This window comes from Halocola ammonii (genome assembly GCF_049334165.1).
In the GTDB taxonomy this organism is placed as follows: domain Bacteria; phylum Bacteroidota; class Bacteroidia; order Flavobacteriales_D; family Sanyastnellaceae; genus JBEGHD01.
The window spans coordinates 434,935-454,603 of sequence record NZ_JBEGHD010000001.1; the positions used below are offsets into that span (position 1 = coordinate 434,935).

The window sequence follows — 19,669 nt, forward strand, 5'->3', positions numbered from 1 at the left end:
GCTCAAATAAACAGCTGAATTTATGAAGATTGAAAAAGGAAAACTAGTAGAGCTCGAGTACAGTCTTTTCCTGGACGGCCCTGATGGTGAGTTGGTTGAAGAGACAACGGATGATTTGCCATTCACTTTTGTTTTCAAGGTAGAGGCGATGATCGGCCGCTTTGAAGAAGAGTTGGAAGGCAAAGAGCCGGGAGATAAATTCAGCTTCGAAGTTCCGTGTGCTGAGGCGTACGGTGAAGAATCCGAAGATTTTATTGTTGAATTTCCAAAGTCTGCCTTTTTGGTAGATGGAGAGCTCGATGAGGAGGCCATTGCTGAAGGAGAAGTTGTGCCGATGACTGATGAAGAAGGCAATATGCTGGAAGGAGTCGTTGTTGAGAACAAGCTCAATTCAGTAATCATCGATTTCAATCACCCGCTTTCAGGAGAAGACCTTTATTTTGATGGAAAGGTTTTGGATGTTCGCGAACCGACAGAAGCCGAATGGCCGCACCTGAATGGCGCCAGTCAGAATTGATCACTCCGCTTCCCTAAAATGCTCCCAAACGGTCTCGGCAATTCTCTTGTTGACGGCCTGTTGCAGCTCTTCAAGAGTGGCCGTTTTCACGTTTTGAACTGTCTTAAATTTCCAAAGAAGCTGTTGTGCGGATCGAAATCCGACTCCTTTGATGTCGGTTAGCTCAGATCGTAAGGCAGCTTTGCTTCTTCTATCCCTGTGGTGCTTTAGACTAAAGCGGTGAGCTTCGTTTCGAAGCTGCTGAATCAATTTCAAAGATTCCGATTTCTTATCGATGTAGAGCGGATACTTATCACCGGGGAAATAAATCTCTTCCAACTTTTTGGCAATGCCGATAATCGTCATTTTTCCACGCAAGCCAAGATCGTCCAATGCCTTCACAGAAGCCGATAGCTGGCCTTTGCCTCCATCGATGATGATCAGTTGAGGAAAACTCTGCTCCTCATCACGAAGGCGCTTGTATCTGCGATAAACAACTTCGTACATCGAGGCAAAATCATCCGGACCTACAACGGTTTTGATGTTGTACTTCCGATAATCTTTTTTACTTGGCTTTGCTTGTTTGAATACCACACAAGCCGAAGCCGGATTAGTTCCCTGAATGTTGGAGTTGTCAAAGCATTCGATGTGTACAGGTAAGTCTTTCATTCGCAAATCCTCCTGAAGAGTGCGCATAATTCTTTGCTGATGCTCCTCGGGGTTCACCAGCGACTGTTGCTTGTGCTTGTCGCGCATGTAGTAAGTGGCGTTGCGCTGGCTCAGCTCAAGGAGCTTTTTCTTGTCGCCTCGTTGGGGGACGTGAAAGTAAACTCCCGGTAAATCGATTTGTGGTTCGAAAGGAACGTAAACCTCTGAAGACTGGCTGTTAAACCGGCTGCGCATCTCCACAATTGCATACTCCAGCATTTCCTCATCCGTTTCTTCCAGCTTCTTCTTAATCTCCGAAGTGTGCCCCTGAACAATTGTTCCGTTGTTGATCCGCATGTAGTTCACGTAGCCACTTTTGTGATCGCTCACGATGCTGAAAACATCCACATTGTGAATGTTGGGGTTGACGATCGTGCTTTTTGCCTGGAAACGCTGCAGCACATCCAGCTTGTCTTTTAGCTTTTGGGCATCTTCAAACTCGTACTTTTCAGAGTGCTCGGCCATTCTGGACTTAAGCTCGCGAATGAGTTCGGAGAGATCTCCGCGAATAATTTTTCGAATTGCCGCAATGTTTTCGTTGTGATCTTTTTCGGTTTGTTTGCCTTCGCAAGGGCCGAGGCAGTTTCCCAGGTGATATTCGAGGCAGACCTTAAACTTTCCTGCTTCTACGTTTTCTTTGCTCAGGTTGTACTTGCACGTGCGGATTGGATAAAGCTGGCGGACCAGGCCGAGGATCGTATTCATCATCTTCACCGAAGCATATGGACCGTAGTATTCCGAACCATCCTTAATCACATTTCTCGTGGAGAAAACTCTGGGAAACCGCTCTTTTTTGATGACAATCCACGGATAGGTTTTGTCATCCTTCAGCATCACATTGTAGCGCGGCTGGTGTTTTTTTATTAGGCTGTTTTCCAGCAACAGAGCATCGAGCTCGGTGTCGACCACAATGTATTTGATGTCGGAGATTTTTCTTACCATCAACCTCGTGCGCCCACTCTCGTAGCGGTTTTTATTGAAATAAGAAGAAACCCTGTTTTTCAGATTTTTGGCTTTGCCCACGTAGAGCAACCGGCCATCTTTGTCGAAATGCTGATAAACACCGGGCTTCTTAGGCAGGCGCTTTAAGATTGATTGTATGTTTTCTGGAGTTTCCAAGGCTGGTTTCAAAGAAAACAAAAAACCATCAGTGGAGGTTTGGTAATTTCTGAGTAAATCGGTTGTGACTGAGAATGAAGTGAATAATAATCCTTTGAATGCGGAATCCTCGATTTTTGTAACTATTTTGGAGGAAAGCTGTAAGAATAATCCTACAACCGATAGCGTGTGGCTCTTACTCCTTGTAGCAAAAGGAAGAATAGCTTTACAGTTGAAAGACAGACAATTATATTAACGATGAAAAAACGAATCCTCCTAATTGACGATGAGGTGATCACCCTCAAAACAACCAAGATGCTCCTCGGGCAGCGCGGGTTTGAAGTGGAGGCAGCTCAGAATACTTCAGAAGCAATTTCTGTTTTGACTTCTACCAAAATCGACATGATTCTGCTCGACATTTCTATGCCGACCATAAGTGGATTCGATTTCATTAAATTGATGAAAGCCCTGAGAATAGATGTTCCAGTAGTTTTTCTTTCAAACCACACTGACGAATACACTCGAAAAATGGCCGAATCGGAAGGTGTGAAACGCTGCATCAACAAAGGCGAAGAGTTTCAAATGCTGCCTCAGATTGTGGAAGAGCTCCTCGCTCAGGAAAAATAAACCGAAAACGATTCTTCACTTTGACAAAACAAGATAGCCAGAAACTAGCCACCCCTCAATCTGAGTTCGATAAATTTGTTTACGCTGTTTCCCACGATTTGCAAGAACCTCTGCGCGGAATCAGTGCATTTTTAAAGTTGCTCGATCAAAAATACTCTGATCAGCTCGATGAGCAGGCAAAAACTTACATCAACTTTACGCTCGAGAATGCCGAGAAAATGCGTCAAATGATCTACGCCCTGGTAGATCTATCGAGAGTGGCTAGAAACACAGATGAAGCTGAAAAAATTGACCTCAATGAATTGGCCAACAATGTGTGGCTGATGTTTGCTAATGCTCCTGCAGCAACTGGAGCTGAATTCACAGCGGAAAACTTGCCGACTGTGAAAGGCAGTTTGTCACAAATGGTCCAGCTGCTTCAAATATTGCTTCAAAATGCTGTTGATAACAAGGGCGAAGATCCGCTGCGCATACACCTGAAAAGCGAAGAAGAGAAAGATTTCTTCAAACTATCTGTTAGAGACAACGGCCAGGGCATTCCAGAGGCATATCGCGAAGGTATTTTTGAGATTTTTAGAAAAGCAGATCCCAAAAGCGAAAAGGCCGGAGCAGGGCTCACCATTGCCCGCGCCATTGTGGAAAAACACGGTGGAAAGATTTCACTAACTTCGAGCGAAGGCGAGGGAACAACTGTGTACTTTACCTGGCCAAAAGAAAGCAGTTAGATTAAATGGATTTTCACAAAGTCAAGATCCTCGTTGTTGAGGATAGCATTCAGGATTTTCTCATTTTCAAAGAGCTCATTAGTCAAATTCGAGAGTTCTTCGTGGAGCTCGATCATGCTTCAGACATGGCCGAATCGCTCGACCTGATCGGCAAATCACACTACGACATTATCTTTTTGGATCTTTATCTGCCCGATAGTCAGGGTGTAGATTCTTTCCAACGATTGAGCAAGCTAGTGGCAAGTACACCAGTTGTTATTCTTTCTGGCCTCAGCGATAAAAGTGTGGCCCGCGACATTGTGAAAATGGGAGCCCAGGATTTTCTCGTTAAAAATGAGTTTGATGGCAAGCTCCTGGAGAAGGCCATAACGTACAGTATCGAGCGGAAGAAATACCAGGAGATCTTGCAGAAAAGCGAAATGCGCTACCGTACAACTTTCGAATCGGTGGGCGTTGCAATTGGTGAATACGACTACAGTGAACTAAAGCTTTTTCTCGAAAAAAGGCGACAAGCGGGCGTGACGGATATCCTAAAGGACTTGTCACTTACGCTTACCAACGCGATGGACTATCGCGACATGATACAGGTGGAAAACGTCAACAACGAAGTGCTTCACCTTTTTGAAACGAAAAGCCTTGCCGACTTTAAGAAAAACGTGAACCTGATTTATACGCAAGACTCGGTTAGCCATCTCGAAAGACTCATTCTTGCGATCTGGAACAACGAAGACTACTACGAGAAGGAGACTACCTACAAAACCATGTCGGGCAAGGTCGTACAGGTTTTGAACCGCATGAAATTGCTCGGAAATGATTCGGGCTACTACAGAGCTTTGATTAGCGTGGTGAACATTTCGAGGCTGAAGCAAACGGAGCAGGAAGTGAGAGACCAAAGCAAGCTGTTGCAGGCAGTTTCAGAGTCTGCAGCGGCAATGTTGAGCTCCGATGATTTTGACGATGGAATCGACCTGGCACTTTCGCGAATTCGGGAAGGGATGAATGCAGCTGCGGTTGTTTTTTATTCGGGCACTGAGTCAAACGAAGACGAACTGAAAAGACTTTCACTTCAGATTTCCGACAAGGATTTGAAATCGTACATCCCGGAAAAATGGGATGTGAAAAACACTCCAAAACCGCTTGATGAAGGAACTGGGGCAAATTTTTCAAAAGGGAAAAACCGAAAGATTGACCAGCTCTTTCTAACAAACTCGTTTCTGCATGTCTCGATGGCGCCTGTGGTGATCTCCAACAAAACCTGGGGAATGATGGCCGTGCTAAGAGAGAAGGACGAAGCCTTCACGTCTTTCGAAAGTGAAAGTCTGCTGACTGTAGCGCGAAACCTTGGAGCGGCTTTCTCGCGACATGAAGCCCGCCAGGAACTCGAAGAGCTCAACGAAGAGCTTGAACAGCGCGTGAAAGACAGAACAGAGCAGCTAGAAAGCACCAACAAAGAATTGGAGTCTTTTAGCTACTCGGTTTCTCACGATTTGCGCGCTCCACTGCGTGCCATCAATGGGTTTACCAGTGTGCTTGCAGAAGAGTATGAGTCTGTTTTTGACGATCAGGGGAAGCACTTTTTGAAAAATATCCAACGAGGCGCTGAAGACATGTCGAGCCTAATAGAAGACTTGCTTCAGTTCTCCAGACTGGGCCGCAAACCCATTCAGATGTCGCCAATTAATATGGATACGCTTGTGAAAGACGCGGTGGAAATGATGCAATCTCACCAACCCGACAAAGAAATAATATTGGATGTGAAGGAGCTTGAGCTCTGCAAGGGAGATCAGTCAATGATACGCCAGGTTGTTACCAATTTTATAGGTAACTCGGTGAAATACTCCCACAGCGACAAACCGGTGAAGATTACGGTTGGCTCCCAAAAAAAGGATGACTTTGTGGAGTACTACATCTCCGACAACGGAGTAGGGTTCGACATGAAATACGTTGACAAAATCTTCGGAGTGTTTCAGCGACTACACCAGGACACGCAGTTCGAAGGGACAGGTGTGGGGCTGGCCATCGTGCAGCGAATTGTCACCCGCCACGGAGGCCATGTGCGAGCGGAGAGTGAAGTCGACAAAGGAGCCACTTTTTATTTCTCTCTTCCTGCCATCGGCAGCGATCCTATGCTCATAGAAGGTGATGAACAGAAAATGGAGCAGAGTGCTTAGGGCAACAGGTCCAGTTTCTGCTTAATCTCATCAATTTCTTTTCTGGACTTATCGATTTTTCTCTCGTATTCTTTGCGGAAAGAACTGGCTCCATCACCACTGAGAAACTCCATGTTGTTCTCGTACTGAATCATACGTTGCTTTAAGCGGTCGATTTTGTCGTGAAGGAGTCTTTTCTCTTTTCTTACCAGGTGATCCGAGTCGGGCGATTCACTGATAGAGTCAACACGTTGTTTGTAGCTCAACATGGTCTTTTCCTTCTTGTCGAGGTCTAGCTTGTCGTACTTCTCATCCAGCGCTTTGTTGTAGCGATCGTAAACCTCCTGAAGGTTTTTCTTCGGCACAAAACCAATCTCGTTGAAGCGTTGCGAAAAATCTTTCATCATGGCGATGTCTTTTTCCTTCTCGCCAGTGAGTTCTGCTTTTTCGATTTCCGCGATCAGATCGTTTTTCTTCTTCAAGTTTTCTTCCTGACGTTCGTCCATTCCACTGAAGAAGTCTTTCTTGCGGTTAAAGAAAGTGTCGCAAGCTGCGCGGAATCGCTGCCAGAGCTGTTGCTCATCGCGCTGAGCGGCAGCACCAACTTCCTTCCATTGCTTTTGCAGGTCGATGAGTTGCTTGGTAGTGTTTTTCCAATCTTCGCTGTCTTTTACTTCTTCGGCTTTGGAAACGAGCTTTTCTTTTTTCTGCTTGTGAACGTCTTGCTCAGCACGTCTTTTGTCGTAAAATTCGCGCTTGTTGTCAAAGAAAGTATCGCAGAGTCCGCGGAATTCTTTCCAGATAGTTTCGTTGTGTTCGCGAGGTGCAAAACCAATGGTTTTCCACTCTTTCTGCAGGCCAATCACCTCGTCAGTTTTCTTCTTCCAGGTCCCGTGGTTTTTGATTTCCAGAGAGAGAAGTTCTTCCATTTTTTTCACCAGAGCCTGCTTCTTAACAAGATTCTCTTCGTGTTCCTCGTGAAGCTTGTCGTAGTGCTTCTGAATTTCCTCAAAAATCTCGCGACAAGTACCGAAAAACTCATCGGCCATTTCCTTGTAGGTCTCGCGAGGCGATGGACCCAGATCCATCCACTGTCGCTGATAAGTCTTCACCAGGCGCTCACGTTCTTTGATCGACTTGAGGTCTTTCACCTTCTTTACCTGATCAATGAGGTCCTGCTTGCGCTTTTCATTGATGTGAAGGTCGTGTTCCTTCAGCTGTTTGTAGATGTCTACGTTGTAGTAGAATTCGTCTTTTAGCTTGTGGAAGGCGTCTTGTACATCGCGGTACTGATCACCGGGGATGTGTCCAATTTCATTCCACTTGTCCTGCAGTTCGTTGAAAACTGAAAACAGCTTGCCGATGTTCTCCTCCTCTTTCACAAGGGCTTCGAGTTCACTAAGCACCTTCTTCTTCTCCTGGAGATTGCGCTCGCGCTCGGCTTTAACGCGCTGGTCGTGCTCTTTGATTTTGTCATTCACCTGATCGAGCAGCTGTTCAAATTCCTGGTCTAGAGGATTTACTTGCGGGAAAAATTCATCTTCTTCATCGTGCTCCTCGGCCTCCCACGCTTTTTTCTGCTCGGCTATTTCCGCTTTTGTGAAGTCCTTAAAAGTGCGTTTGATTTCGCGCATCTCTTTGCGAATGGCTGGAGCTTCTTCGGTTGCCAACATTTCTCTCAGTTGAGAAATCAGCTCTTCTTTATCCTTTGGATCAGGACGTTCCGTGGGTTCTTTTTTGGCCTCAGTTTCTTTCTTTTCTTCGGTAGCTTCGCTGTGTTGTGCGGGCTTCTTTTCTTCGTCTGAAACATCGCTTTCACTGACCAGCTGCGGTTCCTCGTCTTTCTCCGATTCTATCTGATCGTGCTCGTCTACTATTGGGTCCGCAGCGTTTTTGTTGTCAGGTTCGTCTTCAGTCTTCACCGCCTTTGGTGCTTCTGCCTTAGCTGGAGCTTTCACTTCCTGCTTTGGCTCCTCTACTTCTTTACCGTCTGAAACATCGCTTTCACTCAGGAGCTCCTTGTCTTGCTCATTTTCCGAACTGTTGTGCTCGTGCTCTTCCACCATTGCGGTCTCAGTGTTATTCTCTTGTTTCACGCCAACGATTTCACCGTCAGTCTTTTCCCGATACTGCTTCAGAAGAGCGGAAAAGGTTTCGTTCAGAGAGTCGTCTCCCTCGGCATTTTCAAATTCCTTAGCCAATTGGTCAACCTGTGCACTGGCTTTTTCAGGAGATTCGTTTTCGAGGATAGATTTCAGTTTTTCGATGATTTCAGACTTCATCACTTTTGATTTAAGGAGTTTTGTAGATCTCAGCTTGTCTGCAAAAATAAGAATTTCGTCAAGCGACTGAGCTTTGCGAAGGCGACTGTTTTGGCCACTTTCTTTGGAGGCTGAAAAACGGAACTCAAGTTGAAAATGTTTCTGTTAGTCACTGATTTTTTCCAATCTTTAACACACGTCTAACTCTTCGATTAGAAAACTATTTTTGCCTCATGGCTAAACGCCCGAGAAAATACCCGCCACTGGAAACTTACCAGCGCATCAAAAAATGGTGTGACCTGCGCGAAAGATGCCAGAGTGAAGTTCGCTCAAAGCTTTACGACTGGGGGCTCTACAGCGATGAGGTAGAAAATCTGATTGCCAAACTCATTAGCGATAATTACCTTGACGAGTCGCGTTTTGCCAGCGCGTATGTTTCTGGTAAATACCGCATTAAACACTGGGGGAAAAATAGAATTGTTCGTGAGTTGAAACAACGAGACATCTCGAGTTACAACATAAACGCAGCTCTTAAGGAGATTGATGAAGACGAGTATTTGCGAATTCTCGACTATCTGATTGAAAAGAAAGTGGAACAGGTGGAAGGCGGCAAGAGCGAGTTTGAGCGCAACGGTAAAATCGCACGTTTCTTAATCAACCGCGGATTTGAACCCGATTTGGTCTGGCAGAAAATCAACAGCGACTAATCCAAAGCTCTGAATCGGATCTGCGCAGTCTGGGATTTGATGCTTGTATTTTGGAAGTTGTGGTTTGCTTTTTGAAACTTTAAAAGTTGCCAGTGTGTCAAATCTCTGCCTGCTTTTTCAAAACTTCGGCCTCTTCGCTGCTGCGGTCATCCAGACCAACAATCTTTTCATAGGCGGCAAAGTAGATCAGATATTGCAAACTCATGGTTACGAAAATGCCGATTCCAAATGCAATAATGCCGGCCTCTGCGATGAATCCCGCAACTATCGACAGCAGCAAGAACCACCAGAAATTCTTCATTACCACTTTTCTACTCGCCTCCATTGCAGGCCACGAGCGCATTTTTCCGATAACGATAAACGGCATAGCCAATAAATAAACCGTTGCGACAAAGATGGCCAGCACAAAAAACAGAAGATAACCGAATGGAAGGAAAATAATGAATATCTCACTGATGAGTGCAGTGCTCAAAATGTTCCCCACAATCAATATAACTGCGGGAACCAAAAAGAAGGCGATGAGAATCAGGTAATGCACCAGCAACTCTTTGAAGTACTGAAATCCACCAAAAAAATCTCCGAACTCGTGATCTTCTCCACGGGCAATCTTATTGGCTACTACAATGTAGCCCGCCATGAGAGGTCCACCAAGTAGCAAAGGTCCCACAAGTGTGAAAATGGAAAAGAAGATTATCACTGCAGAAAGCAAGGCATAGAGTGAAAAGCCCACGATGTCTTTTTGCCAAATGGCAAATGCTCTTTCTATCGCATAAGCGAAGTCAAATTCGTAGCCATTGTCTATCAAATCTCTCAGAGAGCGTTTGTCTTCAGAGTTATGATTTTCTTCTGAGTTGTCGAGGATCTCGTTCATTTTTATAATTCTAAAATCAGGTTAACGATCTATTGGAATGGAAAAGTAGGAATATCTCCCGGATGAAAAGATATGAAAGTGGCGAGTGGTAGAATTACGTGGTAAATTTTACTTTTGCGGGCATGACATCAAAAGAGCAAGTTAGCGAACTTAGTGGGCGCCTGGAAGCGCTAAGGGGGTATCTTTGACATCGACAGCAAGTTGATGCAAATCAAAGAAGAAGAGAAAAAAACTCAGGACCCTGGGTTTTGGGACGACCCCGACAAGGCAGAGACAGTGATGAAGCAGATTCGCAATAAAAAAGTGTGGACTGAAGCTTATGACGCTGCAAAAACTGCCATTGATGAGTTGGGCGTTCTCTACGAATTTTATCAGGAAGACGAAGCTTCACCGGAAGATGTTGACGCGGCCTACACAGCAGCACTCGAAAAGATTGAAGACCTCGAGTTTAAAAACATGCTTTCTGCTGAGGAAGACAGCATGGACGCAGTGATGCAAATCACGGCTGGTGCCGGAGGCACGGAGAGCTGCGACTGGGCAGGAATGCTCATGCGGATGTACATCATGTACGGTGAAAAAGCCGGCTACAAAGTTTCGGAGCTCGAAATGCAGGAAGGCGATGTGGCCGGAGTAAAGCAGGTCACGCTGGAGTTTTCCGGAGAGTTTGCTTTTGGAATGCTCAAAGGCGAAAACGGAGTGCACCGACTGGTTCGCATTTCACCATTCGACAGCAACGCGAGAAGGCACACCTCTTTTGTGTCAGTTTACGTCTACCCGCTGGCCGATGATTCCATCGAAATTGATGTTAATCCCGGAGAGATTTCCTGGGAGACGTTCCGATCGGGTGGTGCCGGTGGACAAAACGTGAACAAGGTAGAAACCGGGGTGAGACTTCGTCACAAGCCCACTGGAATTGTGATCGACAACACCGAAACGCGCTCCCAGCTCAAGAACAAGGAGAAGGCGATGAAGCTGCTCAAGTCTCAGCTTTACGAAATTGAGCTGGCCAAAAAGCACGAAGCCCGGGATGAAATTGAAGCAGGAAAGAAAAAAATCGAGTGGGGGTCGCAAATTCGCAACTACGTGATGCAGCCCTACAAACTCGTGAAAGACGTCCGCACCGGTCACGAAACATCCAACGTGGATGCCGTGATGGATGGCGACATCGAGGGCTTCTTGAAAGCCTACCTGATGGGCCAGGGAAGTGGAGCGGAAACACAAGAATAAAAACGAAAATTATGAGCGACTACACCATTTTTCACAATCCGAGATGCAAAAAGAGCCGCGATACGCTGGCCATTTTGAAAGACGAAAATGTGGATCCCGAAATCGTGGAGTATCTCAAAACACCTCCTTCGGAAAAAGAGCTGGAAACCATTTTGGCGAAGCTCAACTTGGGACCACAAGACATTATCCGCAAAGGAGAAACCATTTTCAAAGAGAAGTTTAAAGGCAAAAATTTCACAAACGGAGAATGGATCACGATTTTGGTAGAAAACCCAAAACTCATCGAACGACCTATTGTTGTGAAAGGAAACAAGGCCGTGATCGGCCGTCCACCTGAGAATGTGAAAGAATTGATTTAAAAAGACAATCATGGAATACCGCATCGAAAAAGACACCATTGGCGAGGTGAAAGTGCCTGCCGAAAAATACTGGGGCGCACAGACGGAGCGCTCTCGCAACAACTTTAAAATCGGCCATCCGGCCAGCATGCCACTCGAAATTGTTCGTGGTTTTGCTTACCTGAAAAAAGCCGCAGCCATCACCAATTGTGAGCTTGGCGTGCTCGAAGAGGAAAAGAAAAACCTCATCGGAAAAGTTTGTGACGAAATCCTGGAGGGAAAACTCGATGACCAGTTTCCGCTTGTGATCTGGCAAACGGGCTCTGGAACGCAGAGCAACATGAACGTCAATGAGGTGGTGGCCAATCGCGCCCACGAAATTGACGGTGGTAAACTCGGTGAGGGCGAAAGAAAAATTCACCCGAATGATGACGTCAACAAATCGCAGTCGAGCAACGACACCTTCCCAACCGGGATGCACATCGCCTGCTACAAGATGGTTGTGGAAACGACCATTCCCGGAGTGAAACAACTTCGCGACTCTCTTCAGAAGAAATCAGAAGAGATGAAAGAAGTCGTGAAAATCGGCCGAACGCACTTTATGGACGCTACGCCACTTACGCTCGGACAGGAGTTTTCAGGATATGTTTCTCAACTCGACCACGGATTGAAAGCGCTTGACAACACACTCGATCACCTTTCTGAAATAGCCCTTGGTGGAACAGCCGTAGGGACTGGAATCAACACGCCAAAAGGCTACGCCAAAAAAGTGGCTGAGACCATTGCTGACCTCACCGGATTGCCATTTAGAACAGCTGAAAATAAATTCGAAGCACTTGCCGCCCACGATGCCATCGTTGAAGCGCACGGTGCGCTGAAGCAAATTGCTGTAGCACTCTACAAAATTGGAAACGACATTCGCATGCTCGCTTCCGGACCGCGTTCGGGAATTGGTGAAATCACCATTCCAGCCAACGAGCCCGGATCTTCAATCATGCCCGGAAAGGTGAATCCAACACAATGCGAGGCGATCACCATGGTGGCTTCTCAGGTGATTGGAAACGATGCGGCAATTACATTTGGAGGAACTCAGGGTCAGTTTGAACTGAATGTCTACAAGCCTGTGATGGCAGCCAACTTCCTCGAGTCGGCCAGACTGATTGGCGATGCCTGCGTTTCATTCACCGAAAACTGTGTAGATGGAATCGAAGCAAACAAGCCACGCATCAATGAATTGTTGAACAACTCACTGATGTTGGTAACTGCGCTCAACACGAAGATCGGCTACGAGAAGGCAGCAAAAATTGCGAAGACGGCCCACGAAAACGGAACAACTCTGAAAGAAGAAGCGGTAAACCTCGGCTTCCTCACCGAAGAGCAGTTCGAAGAGTGGGTGGATCCTAGTAAGATGATCGGAGAACAAGAATAATTTCCTGTGTGCTGGCCGGTTGTTGAGCTCAGTCGAAACAGTGGGTAGATCCGATGAAAATGATTGGGGAGTAGGTGCTTGGGGGATTCGGGTAATTTAGGGATTGAGGAACTGAGGTGATTTAGTGACTCAGGTTGATCGCGCCTTTGAAATTTGTGATTTGGTGCTTGGGTTTTTAGAGATAAAGTGGCAACAAGGTTGAAATAAAGTTGTGGGCCAGTTCATCTTACTCACACTTCCAACTATGTGCCTCTTCCCGCAGTTGTAAAGTCTACTGTTTCTATGTGGTTTTAACTTAGCTGCTGGAAATAGTGACAGGACTTTTGGCTTGAGTTTGCTCGACAGAACGAAGTCATTGAGGAGTTAAGGTTATTTAGGATTGAGTTTGCCAGAGCTTTTGTCTTTTGGAATTTGGAATTTCTGACCATTGCCCATTGCTAACCCCCTTTCCTTAATTTTAACACGCTTATTTTTGCGACAATGAAAAACCTGATTTTGACTTTTGGCTTTTGCGCTGCTTTGTTTCAGCTTTTTGGCCAAACGACCTACCCCAACCTTCACACTCGCTCAAAGGATGTGGTGTACACCGCGATCACGAATGCCACCATCCAGGTAGATCCTGAAACGAAGATTGAAGGTGGAACGCTCCTCATGGCTGGCGACAGCATCGTGGCTGTTGGCAAAACCGTGAAGATTCCCAAAAACACTGAAGTGATCGACCTGAAGGGTAAGTTTATTTATCCGGCTTTCATCGACCTTTATTCCCAATACGGAATTTCGAAAGTTGAGAAGAAAAAGCGCTCGCCACGGCCGCAGTACGAATCTGAAAAAGAAGGCGCATTCGCCTGGAACCAAGCTATCAAACCTGAGGTTGACGCATCTTCGATGTTTACCTTCGATGAGTCAGAAGCGAAGTCTTTTCGCAAAATCGGTTTTGGAGCAGTGCTCACTCATCAGCAAGATGGGATTGTCCGTGGTACTTCAGCTCTTGTTACCCTCGGTGAAAACGAAAACCTAAACCTCATTCGCCCGAAAGCTGCGGCTCAGTATTCTTTCAGTAAAGGTGTATCGCAACAGGCTTATCCGAGTTCGCTAATGGGGGCGATTGCACTTTTGCGCCAGACGTTTTACGATGCGCAGTGGTACTCCTCTCCGCTCAACACCGAAGAGAAAAACCTGTCACTGAATGCGTTTAACTCTTCAATGGAGTTGCCACAAATTTTGGAGAGCTACGACAAGTTTGAGTTGCTCACTGCAGATCGCGTTGGCGATGAGTTCGACACGCAATTTATTCTGGTTGGAAATGGAGACGAATACCAGCGACTGGAGGAAATCAAAGCAACGGAAGCGTCACTGATCATTCCGCTTGAGTTTCCAAAGCCCTACGATGTTTCCGATCCGTTTTTGGCCCGCATGGTTTCTCTCGAAGAAATGAAGCACTGGGAGCTGGCACCAAAGAATCCGGCTTTTCTCGAAGAAGCAGAGATAGAATTCGCCTTCACCACACATGGACTCGACAAGAAAGACAAGTTTCTCGAAAACCTTCGGAAAGCAGTCGAGTACGGACTTTCAGAGAAAACTGCGCTGGCCGCTCTCACGACCGTTCCCGCTGGGTTGATCAACTCTACAGATGAGGTTGGATCACTCGAAGCGGGCAAACTGGCAAACTTTATCGTCACATCAGGAGATATTTTCAAAAAGGAAACGAAGATTCACGAAAACTGGGTTCAGGGTCAACCATTCGTTGTCGAAGCGAGCGATGACCTCGAGGTTTCCGGGAAATACAACCTCAACCTGAAAGGCCAGCCTTTTCCTTTTTCAGTAGAGAAAAAAGGAGATGACAAGTACGAGGCTTTCATTCAGAAAATTGAAAAAAACGCTGAAGGAGAAAGCGACACTACCAAAGTGAAAGTCAACTTCCAGCGCGAGAATCAACTGCTGACGATGTACTTCCAGCTCGACACCGATCAGTTTCCAGGAATTACAAGGCTCGGTGGAAACATCACCAGCAAGAGCCGCATCTGGGAAGGAAAAGGGGAAACCGCTGACGGCCGCTGGTTTGACTGGGCAGCCATCAAGCAAAGTGCTGAGCCTGATTCGACAACTGCAAGTTCCGACTCTACCGAAACGGAAACTTTGGAACTCGGAAACGTGATTTATCCCTTTGTAGCCTATGGTCGCGACAGCATGCCCGAGGAGAGTGAAAACCTCTGGATCAGAAACGCCACCATTTGGACTTGCGACTCAATCGGCACTATCGAAAACGGAGAGATGCTGGTTCGCAATGGGAAAATCGTTGCCGTTGGCCAATCGCTCAGTCCGAATTCCATTTTCCCAAAAGAACAAATCGACTGGCAACAAGTCGATGCCCGTGACAAGCACATCACACCCGGAATCATCGATGAACACTCGCACATAGCCATCAGGCGAGGAGTGAATGAGTCGGGCGAGGCGGTTACCTCGGAAGTGCGAATTGGCGATGCGATCAACGCAGACGACATCAACATTTACCGACAGCTGGCAGGTGGGGTCACTACTTCACAACTGCTCCATGGTTCTGCCAACCCAATTGGCGGTCAGAGTGCCATCATCAAGCTGCGCTGGGGAATGGCGCCCGAAGAAATGAAATTCGACAGTGCTGCTCCGTTCATCAAATTTGCCCTCGGGGAAAATGTGAAACAATCCAACTGGGGAGATTACTACCGAGTGCGTTTTCCACAGACCAGAATGGGCGTGGAGCAGACATTCTACGATGCTTTCATCGCGGCCAGCGAATACGGAAACGAGTGGAGCGAGTACGAGAGCAAACTCGAAAACAGAACCTGGATAGACAAATTGCGCAAACGCTCACCGCAAGTTCCAAGGAGAGACCTGGAACTGGAAGCACTTTGGGAAATCCTGAACAGCGAGCGATTTATAACCTGCCACAGCTACATGCAGCACGAGATCAACATGCTGATGCACGTTGCCGATTCGATGGGCTTCACTGTGAACACGTTTACCCACATTTTGGAGGGCTACAAACTGGCCGACAAAATGGAAGAGCACGGAGCTGCGGGATCTACTTTCAGCGACTGGTGGGCTTACAAATTTGAGGTGAACGATGCAATTCCGTTCAACGGGGCATTGATGTGGCAACAAGGCGTTCTCACAGCCTTTAACTCCGATGATGCAGAAATGGCGAGAAGACTCAATCAGGAGGCTGCCAAGGCCGTGAAATACGGTGGTGTGCCCGAAGAAGAGGCGCTAAAGTTCGTCACGCTGAATCCAGCTAAAATGCTCCACATCGACAAATGGGTGGGAAGCTTAAAGGAGGGCAAAGATGCCGACTTCGTGATTTGGAGCGGACACCCGCTTTCGGTTTATTCTAAAGCGGAAAAGACCTACATCGAAGGCACTTGCTACTACGACAGATCGGAAGAATCGGCCGAGGCCAAGGCGATTGCTCAGGAGCGTGCCAGATTGATTCAAAAAATGCTGGATGCCAAAAAGAACGGAGCGGAAACGCAAAAGCCGAAAGCTGAAAAAGACAAGCACTATCACTGCGATACCTACCACGATGAAGGTGGAGTGCAGCGATAGTTTTAATAAGAATTCACAATGAAAAATTTTCTTTCTATAACTCTTCTTTTGCTCGTTTCTCTGGTGCCGGCTGATTTGTCTGCGCAGCGCCCAACCCCTGCACCTGCGCAGTCTGAGTCAATTTTGATCCTCGGGGCCACAGCCCATGTGGGAAATGGCGAAAAGATGGAACGTAGCGCCATCGGTTTCGAAAACGGCAAAATCACCTACGTGGGCTACGAAAGTCAGGTAGACGTGAAAATGTGGGATCGTGTGATCGATGCTCACGGCAAGGATCTCTACCCAGGCTTTATCGCTCCCAACAACACTTTGGGTTTGGTAGAAATCGGGGCGGTGAGGGCTACGCGAGACCAACGAGAAGTTGGAGATTTCAATCCTCACATTCGATCGATCATCGCCTACAACACAGATTCGAAAATCACTCCAACCATCAGAACCAACGGAGTTTTAATGGGACAAATCACTCCACGAGGAAATGTGGTGAGTGGAACTTCTTCTGTCGTGCATTTCGATGCCTGGAATTGGGAAGACGCAGTTGTGAAAATGGATGATGGTATTCATCTCAACTGGCCGCGGGTTTATGAAAAAGAAGAAGAGAAAGGCCCGAAAGTGGAGCTGAAGGTAAAAGACGACTATGCAGAGGAGAAGCGCGAAATCATTGCCTTTTTCGACAAGGCCAGAGCTTACTCTAAGTTGGACAGTCCAAAAGAAACCGATCTTCGGTTCGAAGCGATGCGCGAGATTTTCAGCGGAGAAAAGAACCTATACATCCACGCCCACGATGTGAAACAAATTACTGAGGCCGTCAACTTCATGAGAAATCAGAACATTCCCAAGCGCGTGATCGTTGGCGGCTACGATGCTCATCTGGTTGGCGACATGCTTCGCGACAACAACGTGTCGGTGATGATTCGCAGAACCCACGAGCTGCCGAGATTTCGCGGAGACGACATCAACTTGCCGTACCGTTTACCTAAGCTTTTGGCCGATGAAGGCGTGATGTTTTGCTTCGATAGCTCAGGGGGAATGGAACAAATGCAGGCGCGAAACCTTCCCTTTTGGGCGGGCACTGCTGTAGCCTTTGGTCTGACCTACGAACAGGCTGTTCAGGCACTAACGCTGAACACCGCCAAGATCCTCGGAGTGGACGATCGCTGCGGATCGATTGCTGAAGGCAAAGACGCTACAATTTTCATTTCGGAAGGAGATGCACTCGACATGCGAACCAACGATGTGACCTTCGCCTTTATCCAGGGACGTGAAATTGCCCTCACCAATCACCAGATTCAGCTCTACGAGCAGTACAAAGAGAAATACGAGCGTTAGCCCATGGTTGAAACTGTGGGCTTTTGTTTTGATCGTGGATTTTGAATTCATCCAACGATCAGTAACGCCTAATCGACCTTAACGGTGTCGCACCTTTGCGTGCTTGGCGCCTTCGCGAGATAATACCATAATGTCGTCCCTTTGGGACTTTGCTGAAACAACGCGTCAATTGGCTACCAAAATGCCGCTCCTCTGGAGCTTCATCCTCCAAAACCACCTTCCAGATACCCAACTTTAACCCTCACTCTGTCGAGGACTTTTCTGGCTGTTTCACGGGCTTTTTGTGCTCCGTGCTGCAGATGCAAATCGATTTCTTCGGGGTGCGACATGTACTCATTAAAGCTCTCTCGTTCCTCGTGGAAATTGTCAACAATCGCTCCGAGTAAATCCTTTTTGGCGTGGCCCCAGCCGTAGCCACCAGCCCGGAGTTTGCTGGCCATTTCTTCTACCTGCTCTTCTGTGGCAACGAGTTTGTAAATCTGGTAAACAGCCGATGAGTCCGGATCCTTTGGCTCTTCCAACGGTGTCGCATCGGTAACGATCTGCTTATTAATCACCTTTTTCAGCTCCTTTTCACTGGCAAAAATGTTAAGGGTGTTTCCGCGCGATTTGCTCATTTTATGACCGTCTGTGCCGGGAACGTACATCGTTTCTTCTCTGAGCATTTCCTTTGGAAGCACGAGCGTTTCACCCATTTTGTGGTTAAATCGTGAAGCGACATCCCGAGTCATTTCCAGGTGTTGGAGTTGGTCTTTTCCCACAGGCACCAGGTCGGCATCATACAAAAGAATATCCGCGGCCATCAGCATCGGGTAGGTGAAAAGTCCTGCATTCACATCCTCCAGTCTGTCCTGCTTGTCTTTGAAAGAATGCGCGAGTGTCAGCCGCTGGTAGGGGAAAAAGCAGCTCAGGTACCACGAGAGCTCAGCCGTTTCGGGAACATCGCTCTGACGGTAAAACACGGTTTTGTTTGTGTCCAGTCCAAAAGCCAACCAGGCAGCAGCCACGGCATAGGTGTTTCTTCTCAGCTCACTGCCATCTTTAATTTGCGTGAGCGAGTGCATGTCGGCAATAAAAAGAAACGACTCATTCGACTGGTCGTTGGCCATTTTGATTGCCGGTCTGATCGCCCCCAAAATATTTCCGAGGTGCGGTGTTCCTGTACTTTGAATTCCTGTGAGTATCCGTGCCATCGTGCTGTTTTGTTTTTTTGACTTCGCCTTCAAAAGTAGAAAAACCGAATGTGATTTAAATACCGATCGGCCTTCGCTGTAGTTTTTATTTTAGCTTTACTTTCCCCGCGTTGTCGTGAAGCTTCTCAGAGTCATCATATCGCCATTTTTCCTGATCTACAAACTGTGGATTGGCCTGTGGTTTTGGCTTACTCTGCTGCTGCTTTACCCTTTTTTCAGAATTCTTATTTCTCGTAAAAAATGGTTTCCGAAAGTCTTTTGGCTCAAGCGGTTTTGGTCCAAAATGCTGCAGGTGATTTTCTTTTGTCCGGTGAAGTCGCGATTCAAAGCCGAACTTCCCGAGCCGCCCTACATCATCTGCTCGAACCACAGCAGCTACCTTGACACGGTTTTTTTCTTCAGCGTTTTCAGCGACTACTTTTTGTTTATCGGCAAAGGTGAATTGCTGAAGTGGCCGCTTTTCAGGTTGTTCTTTAGGCGGATGGACATTCCCGTGAATCGCGAAAACTTTCGTCACGCCTACGGTGCTTTGCAAAAAGCCTATGAAGCGCTGGATGAAGGAAGTTGCGTGGCGGTATATCCAGAGGGAACGATTCCGCTGGACGCCCCGCGGATGCAGGCGTTTAAGAAAGGAGCTTTCAAAATGGCCATCGACAAGCAAGTGCCGATTGTGCCAATTACCTGGCAGCAGAACTACAAAATTTTGGGTGAGCCGACCAGACTCTTTAGCCGATCGCATCCGGCTCTGGTGAAGGCCGTGGTTCACAAGCCAATCGAAACCAAAGGGTTGGCCGAAAAGGATTTGAATGATTTACGAAGAAGAGTTTTTCAAACAATTGATTCGGCTTTACCCGAGAAGTTTCAAAAAACTTCTCGAAAATAAATTCCTGCGAACAATCCCCACTGTCTGCGAGTTAATCAACCACTGTAA

At 47.0% G+C, this 19,669-nt stretch carries 15 protein-coding genes; 11 read left to right on the forward strand and 4 right to left on the reverse strand.

Annotation, left to right across the window (positions count from 1 at the left end):
* Positions 1 to 22: 22 nt before the first annotated feature.
* The gene (locus ABHV44_RS01740) at positions 23 to 517 is read left to right on the forward strand and encodes an FKBP-type peptidyl-prolyl cis-trans isomerase (protein WP_459072914.1); all 495 of its coding nucleotides are present in this window, start codon (positions 23 to 25) and stop codon (positions 515 to 517) included.
* Here ABHV44_RS01740 and uvrC read toward each other — a convergent pair whose 3' ends face one another.
* Positions 518 to 2,323, reverse strand: a complete 1,806-nt coding sequence (uvrC, locus tag ABHV44_RS01745) for an excinuclease ABC subunit UvrC (RefSeq protein ID WP_459072915.1) — start codon at positions 2,321 to 2,323, stop codon at positions 518 to 520.
* Between the two features lie 237 nt (positions 2,324 to 2,560).
* Here uvrC and ABHV44_RS01750 point away from each other — a divergent pair, with 237 nt between their 5' ends.
* Genes ABHV44_RS01750 through ABHV44_RS01760 form a run of 3 tightly spaced genes read left to right on the forward strand, consistent with a single transcriptional unit; the run spans position 2,561 to position 5,825 of the window.
* Positions 2,561 to 2,929, forward strand: a complete 369-nt coding sequence (locus ABHV44_RS01750; RefSeq protein WP_459072916.1) for a response regulator — start codon at positions 2,561 to 2,563, stop codon at positions 2,927 to 2,929.
* A 20-nt stretch (positions 2,930 to 2,949) separates the two neighbouring features.
* Entirely contained in the window at positions 2,950 to 3,654 is a 705-nt protein-coding gene (locus tag ABHV44_RS01755; protein ID WP_459072917.1) for a sensor histidine kinase, read from the forward strand.
* A gap of 5 nt (positions 3,655 to 3,659) precedes the next feature.
* Positions 3,660 to 5,825 carry an ATP-binding protein gene (locus tag ABHV44_RS01760; RefSeq protein WP_459072918.1) on the forward strand — a complete coding sequence of 722 codons (2,166 nt, stop codon included), beginning with the start codon at positions 3,660 to 3,662 and terminating at the stop codon, positions 5,823 to 5,825.
* Here the strand turns inward: ABHV44_RS01760 and ABHV44_RS01765 are convergent.
* Positions 5,822 to 8,086 carry a DUF349 domain-containing protein gene (locus tag ABHV44_RS01765; protein WP_459072919.1) on the reverse strand — a complete coding sequence of 755 codons (2,265 nt, stop codon included), beginning with the start codon at positions 8,084 to 8,086 and terminating at the stop codon, positions 5,822 to 5,824. The genes ABHV44_RS01760 and ABHV44_RS01765 overlap by 4 nt on opposite strands.
* A gap of 212 nt (positions 8,087 to 8,298) precedes the next feature.
* Here ABHV44_RS01765 and ABHV44_RS01770 point away from each other — a divergent pair, with 212 nt between their 5' ends.
* Entirely contained in the window at positions 8,299 to 8,772 is a 474-nt protein-coding gene (locus tag ABHV44_RS01770) for a regulatory protein RecX (protein WP_459072920.1), read from the forward strand.
* 97 nt (positions 8,773 to 8,869) lie between these two features.
* Here ABHV44_RS01770 and ABHV44_RS01775 read toward each other — a convergent pair whose 3' ends face one another.
* Positions 8,870 to 9,643: a DUF2189 domain-containing protein gene (locus tag ABHV44_RS01775; RefSeq protein WP_459072921.1), complete on the reverse strand. Its 774-nt coding sequence runs from the start codon at positions 9,641 to 9,643 to the stop codon at positions 8,870 to 8,872.
* A 122-nt stretch (positions 9,644 to 9,765) separates the two neighbouring features.
* Here ABHV44_RS01775 and prfB point away from each other — a divergent pair.
* The 5 genes from prfB (at position 9,766) to ABHV44_RS01800 (ending at position 17,545) form a co-directional block, all read left to right on the forward strand.
* Positions 9,766 to 10,870 (forward strand): peptide chain release factor 2 gene (gene prfB, locus ABHV44_RS01780; RefSeq protein WP_459072922.1). Its coding sequence is split into 2 segments (ribosomal slippage): positions 9,766 to 9,828 and positions 9,830 to 10,870, totalling 1,104 coding nucleotides; the frame shifts between segments, so codons are not numbered across the junction.
* A gap of 11 nt (positions 10,871 to 10,881) precedes the next feature.
* Positions 10,882 to 11,229 (forward strand): arsenate reductase (glutaredoxin), encoded by a 348-nt coding sequence (gene arsC / locus ABHV44_RS01785; RefSeq protein ID WP_459072923.1) that lies wholly within the window; start codon positions 10,882 to 10,884, stop codon positions 11,227 to 11,229.
* 10 nt (positions 11,230 to 11,239) lie between these two features.
* Entirely contained in the window at positions 11,240 to 12,637 is a 1,398-nt protein-coding gene (gene fumC, locus ABHV44_RS01790) for a class II fumarate hydratase (RefSeq protein WP_459072924.1), read from the forward strand.
* 480 nt (positions 12,638 to 13,117) lie between these two features.
* Entirely contained in the window at positions 13,118 to 16,219 is a 3,102-nt protein-coding gene (locus ABHV44_RS01795) for an amidohydrolase family protein (protein WP_459072925.1), read from the forward strand.
* An 18-nt stretch (positions 16,220 to 16,237) separates the two neighbouring features.
* Positions 16,238 to 17,545 carry an amidohydrolase family protein gene (locus ABHV44_RS01800; protein WP_459072926.1) on the forward strand — a complete coding sequence of 436 codons (1,308 nt, stop codon included), beginning with the start codon at positions 16,238 to 16,240 and terminating at the stop codon, positions 17,543 to 17,545.
* A gap of 200 nt (positions 17,546 to 17,745) precedes the next feature.
* Here ABHV44_RS01800 and trpS read toward each other — a convergent pair whose 3' ends face one another.
* Complete coding sequence (gene trpS, locus ABHV44_RS01805) at positions 17,746 to 18,738, reverse strand: tryptophan--tRNA ligase (RefSeq protein ID WP_459072927.1); 993 nt, start codon at positions 18,736 to 18,738, stop codon at positions 17,746 to 17,748.
* A gap of 115 nt (positions 18,739 to 18,853) precedes the next feature.
* Here trpS and ABHV44_RS01810 point away from each other — a divergent pair, with 115 nt between their 5' ends.
* Positions 18,854 to 19,621 carry a lysophospholipid acyltransferase family protein gene (locus tag ABHV44_RS01810; RefSeq protein WP_459072928.1) on the forward strand — a complete coding sequence of 256 codons (768 nt, stop codon included), beginning with the start codon at positions 18,854 to 18,856 and terminating at the stop codon, positions 19,619 to 19,621.
* Positions 19,622 to 19,669: the final 48 nt, after the last annotated feature.

Excerpts from the sequence above, each read along its gene's own strand:
- ABHV44_RS01740 (WP_459072914.1), top strand. The coding sequence starts at position 23 with ATGAAGATTGAAAAAGGAAAACTAGTAGAGCTCGAGTACAGTCTTTTC.
- ABHV44_RS01750 (WP_459072916.1), top strand. The coding sequence starts at position 2,561 with ATGAAAAAACGAATCCTCCTAATTGACGATGAGGTGATCACCCTCAAA.
- ABHV44_RS01760 (WP_459072918.1), top strand. The coding sequence starts at position 3,660 with ATGGATTTTCACAAAGTCAAGATCCTCGTTGTTGAGGATAGCATTCAG.
- ABHV44_RS01765 (WP_459072919.1), bottom strand. The coding sequence starts at position 8,086 with ATGAAGTCTGAAATCATCGAAAAACTGAAATCTATCCTCGAAAACGAA.
- ABHV44_RS01770 (WP_459072920.1), top strand. The coding sequence starts at position 8,299 with ATGGCTAAACGCCCGAGAAAATACCCGCCACTGGAAACTTACCAGCGC.
- ABHV44_RS01775 (WP_459072921.1), bottom strand. The coding sequence starts at position 9,643 with ATGAACGAGATCCTCGACAACTCAGAAGAAAATCATAACTCTGAAGAC.
- arsC (WP_459072923.1), top strand. The coding sequence starts at position 10,882 with ATGAGCGACTACACCATTTTTCACAATCCGAGATGCAAAAAGAGCCGC.
- fumC (WP_459072924.1), top strand. The coding sequence starts at position 11,240 with ATGGAATACCGCATCGAAAAAGACACCATTGGCGAGGTGAAAGTGCCT.
- ABHV44_RS01795 (WP_459072925.1), top strand. The coding sequence starts at position 13,118 with ATGAAAAACCTGATTTTGACTTTTGGCTTTTGCGCTGCTTTGTTTCAG.
- ABHV44_RS01800 (WP_459072926.1), top strand. The coding sequence starts at position 16,238 with ATGAAAAATTTTCTTTCTATAACTCTTCTTTTGCTCGTTTCTCTGGTG.
- trpS (WP_459072927.1), bottom strand. The coding sequence starts at position 18,738 with ATGGCACGGATACTCACAGGAATTCAAAGTACAGGAACACCGCACCTC.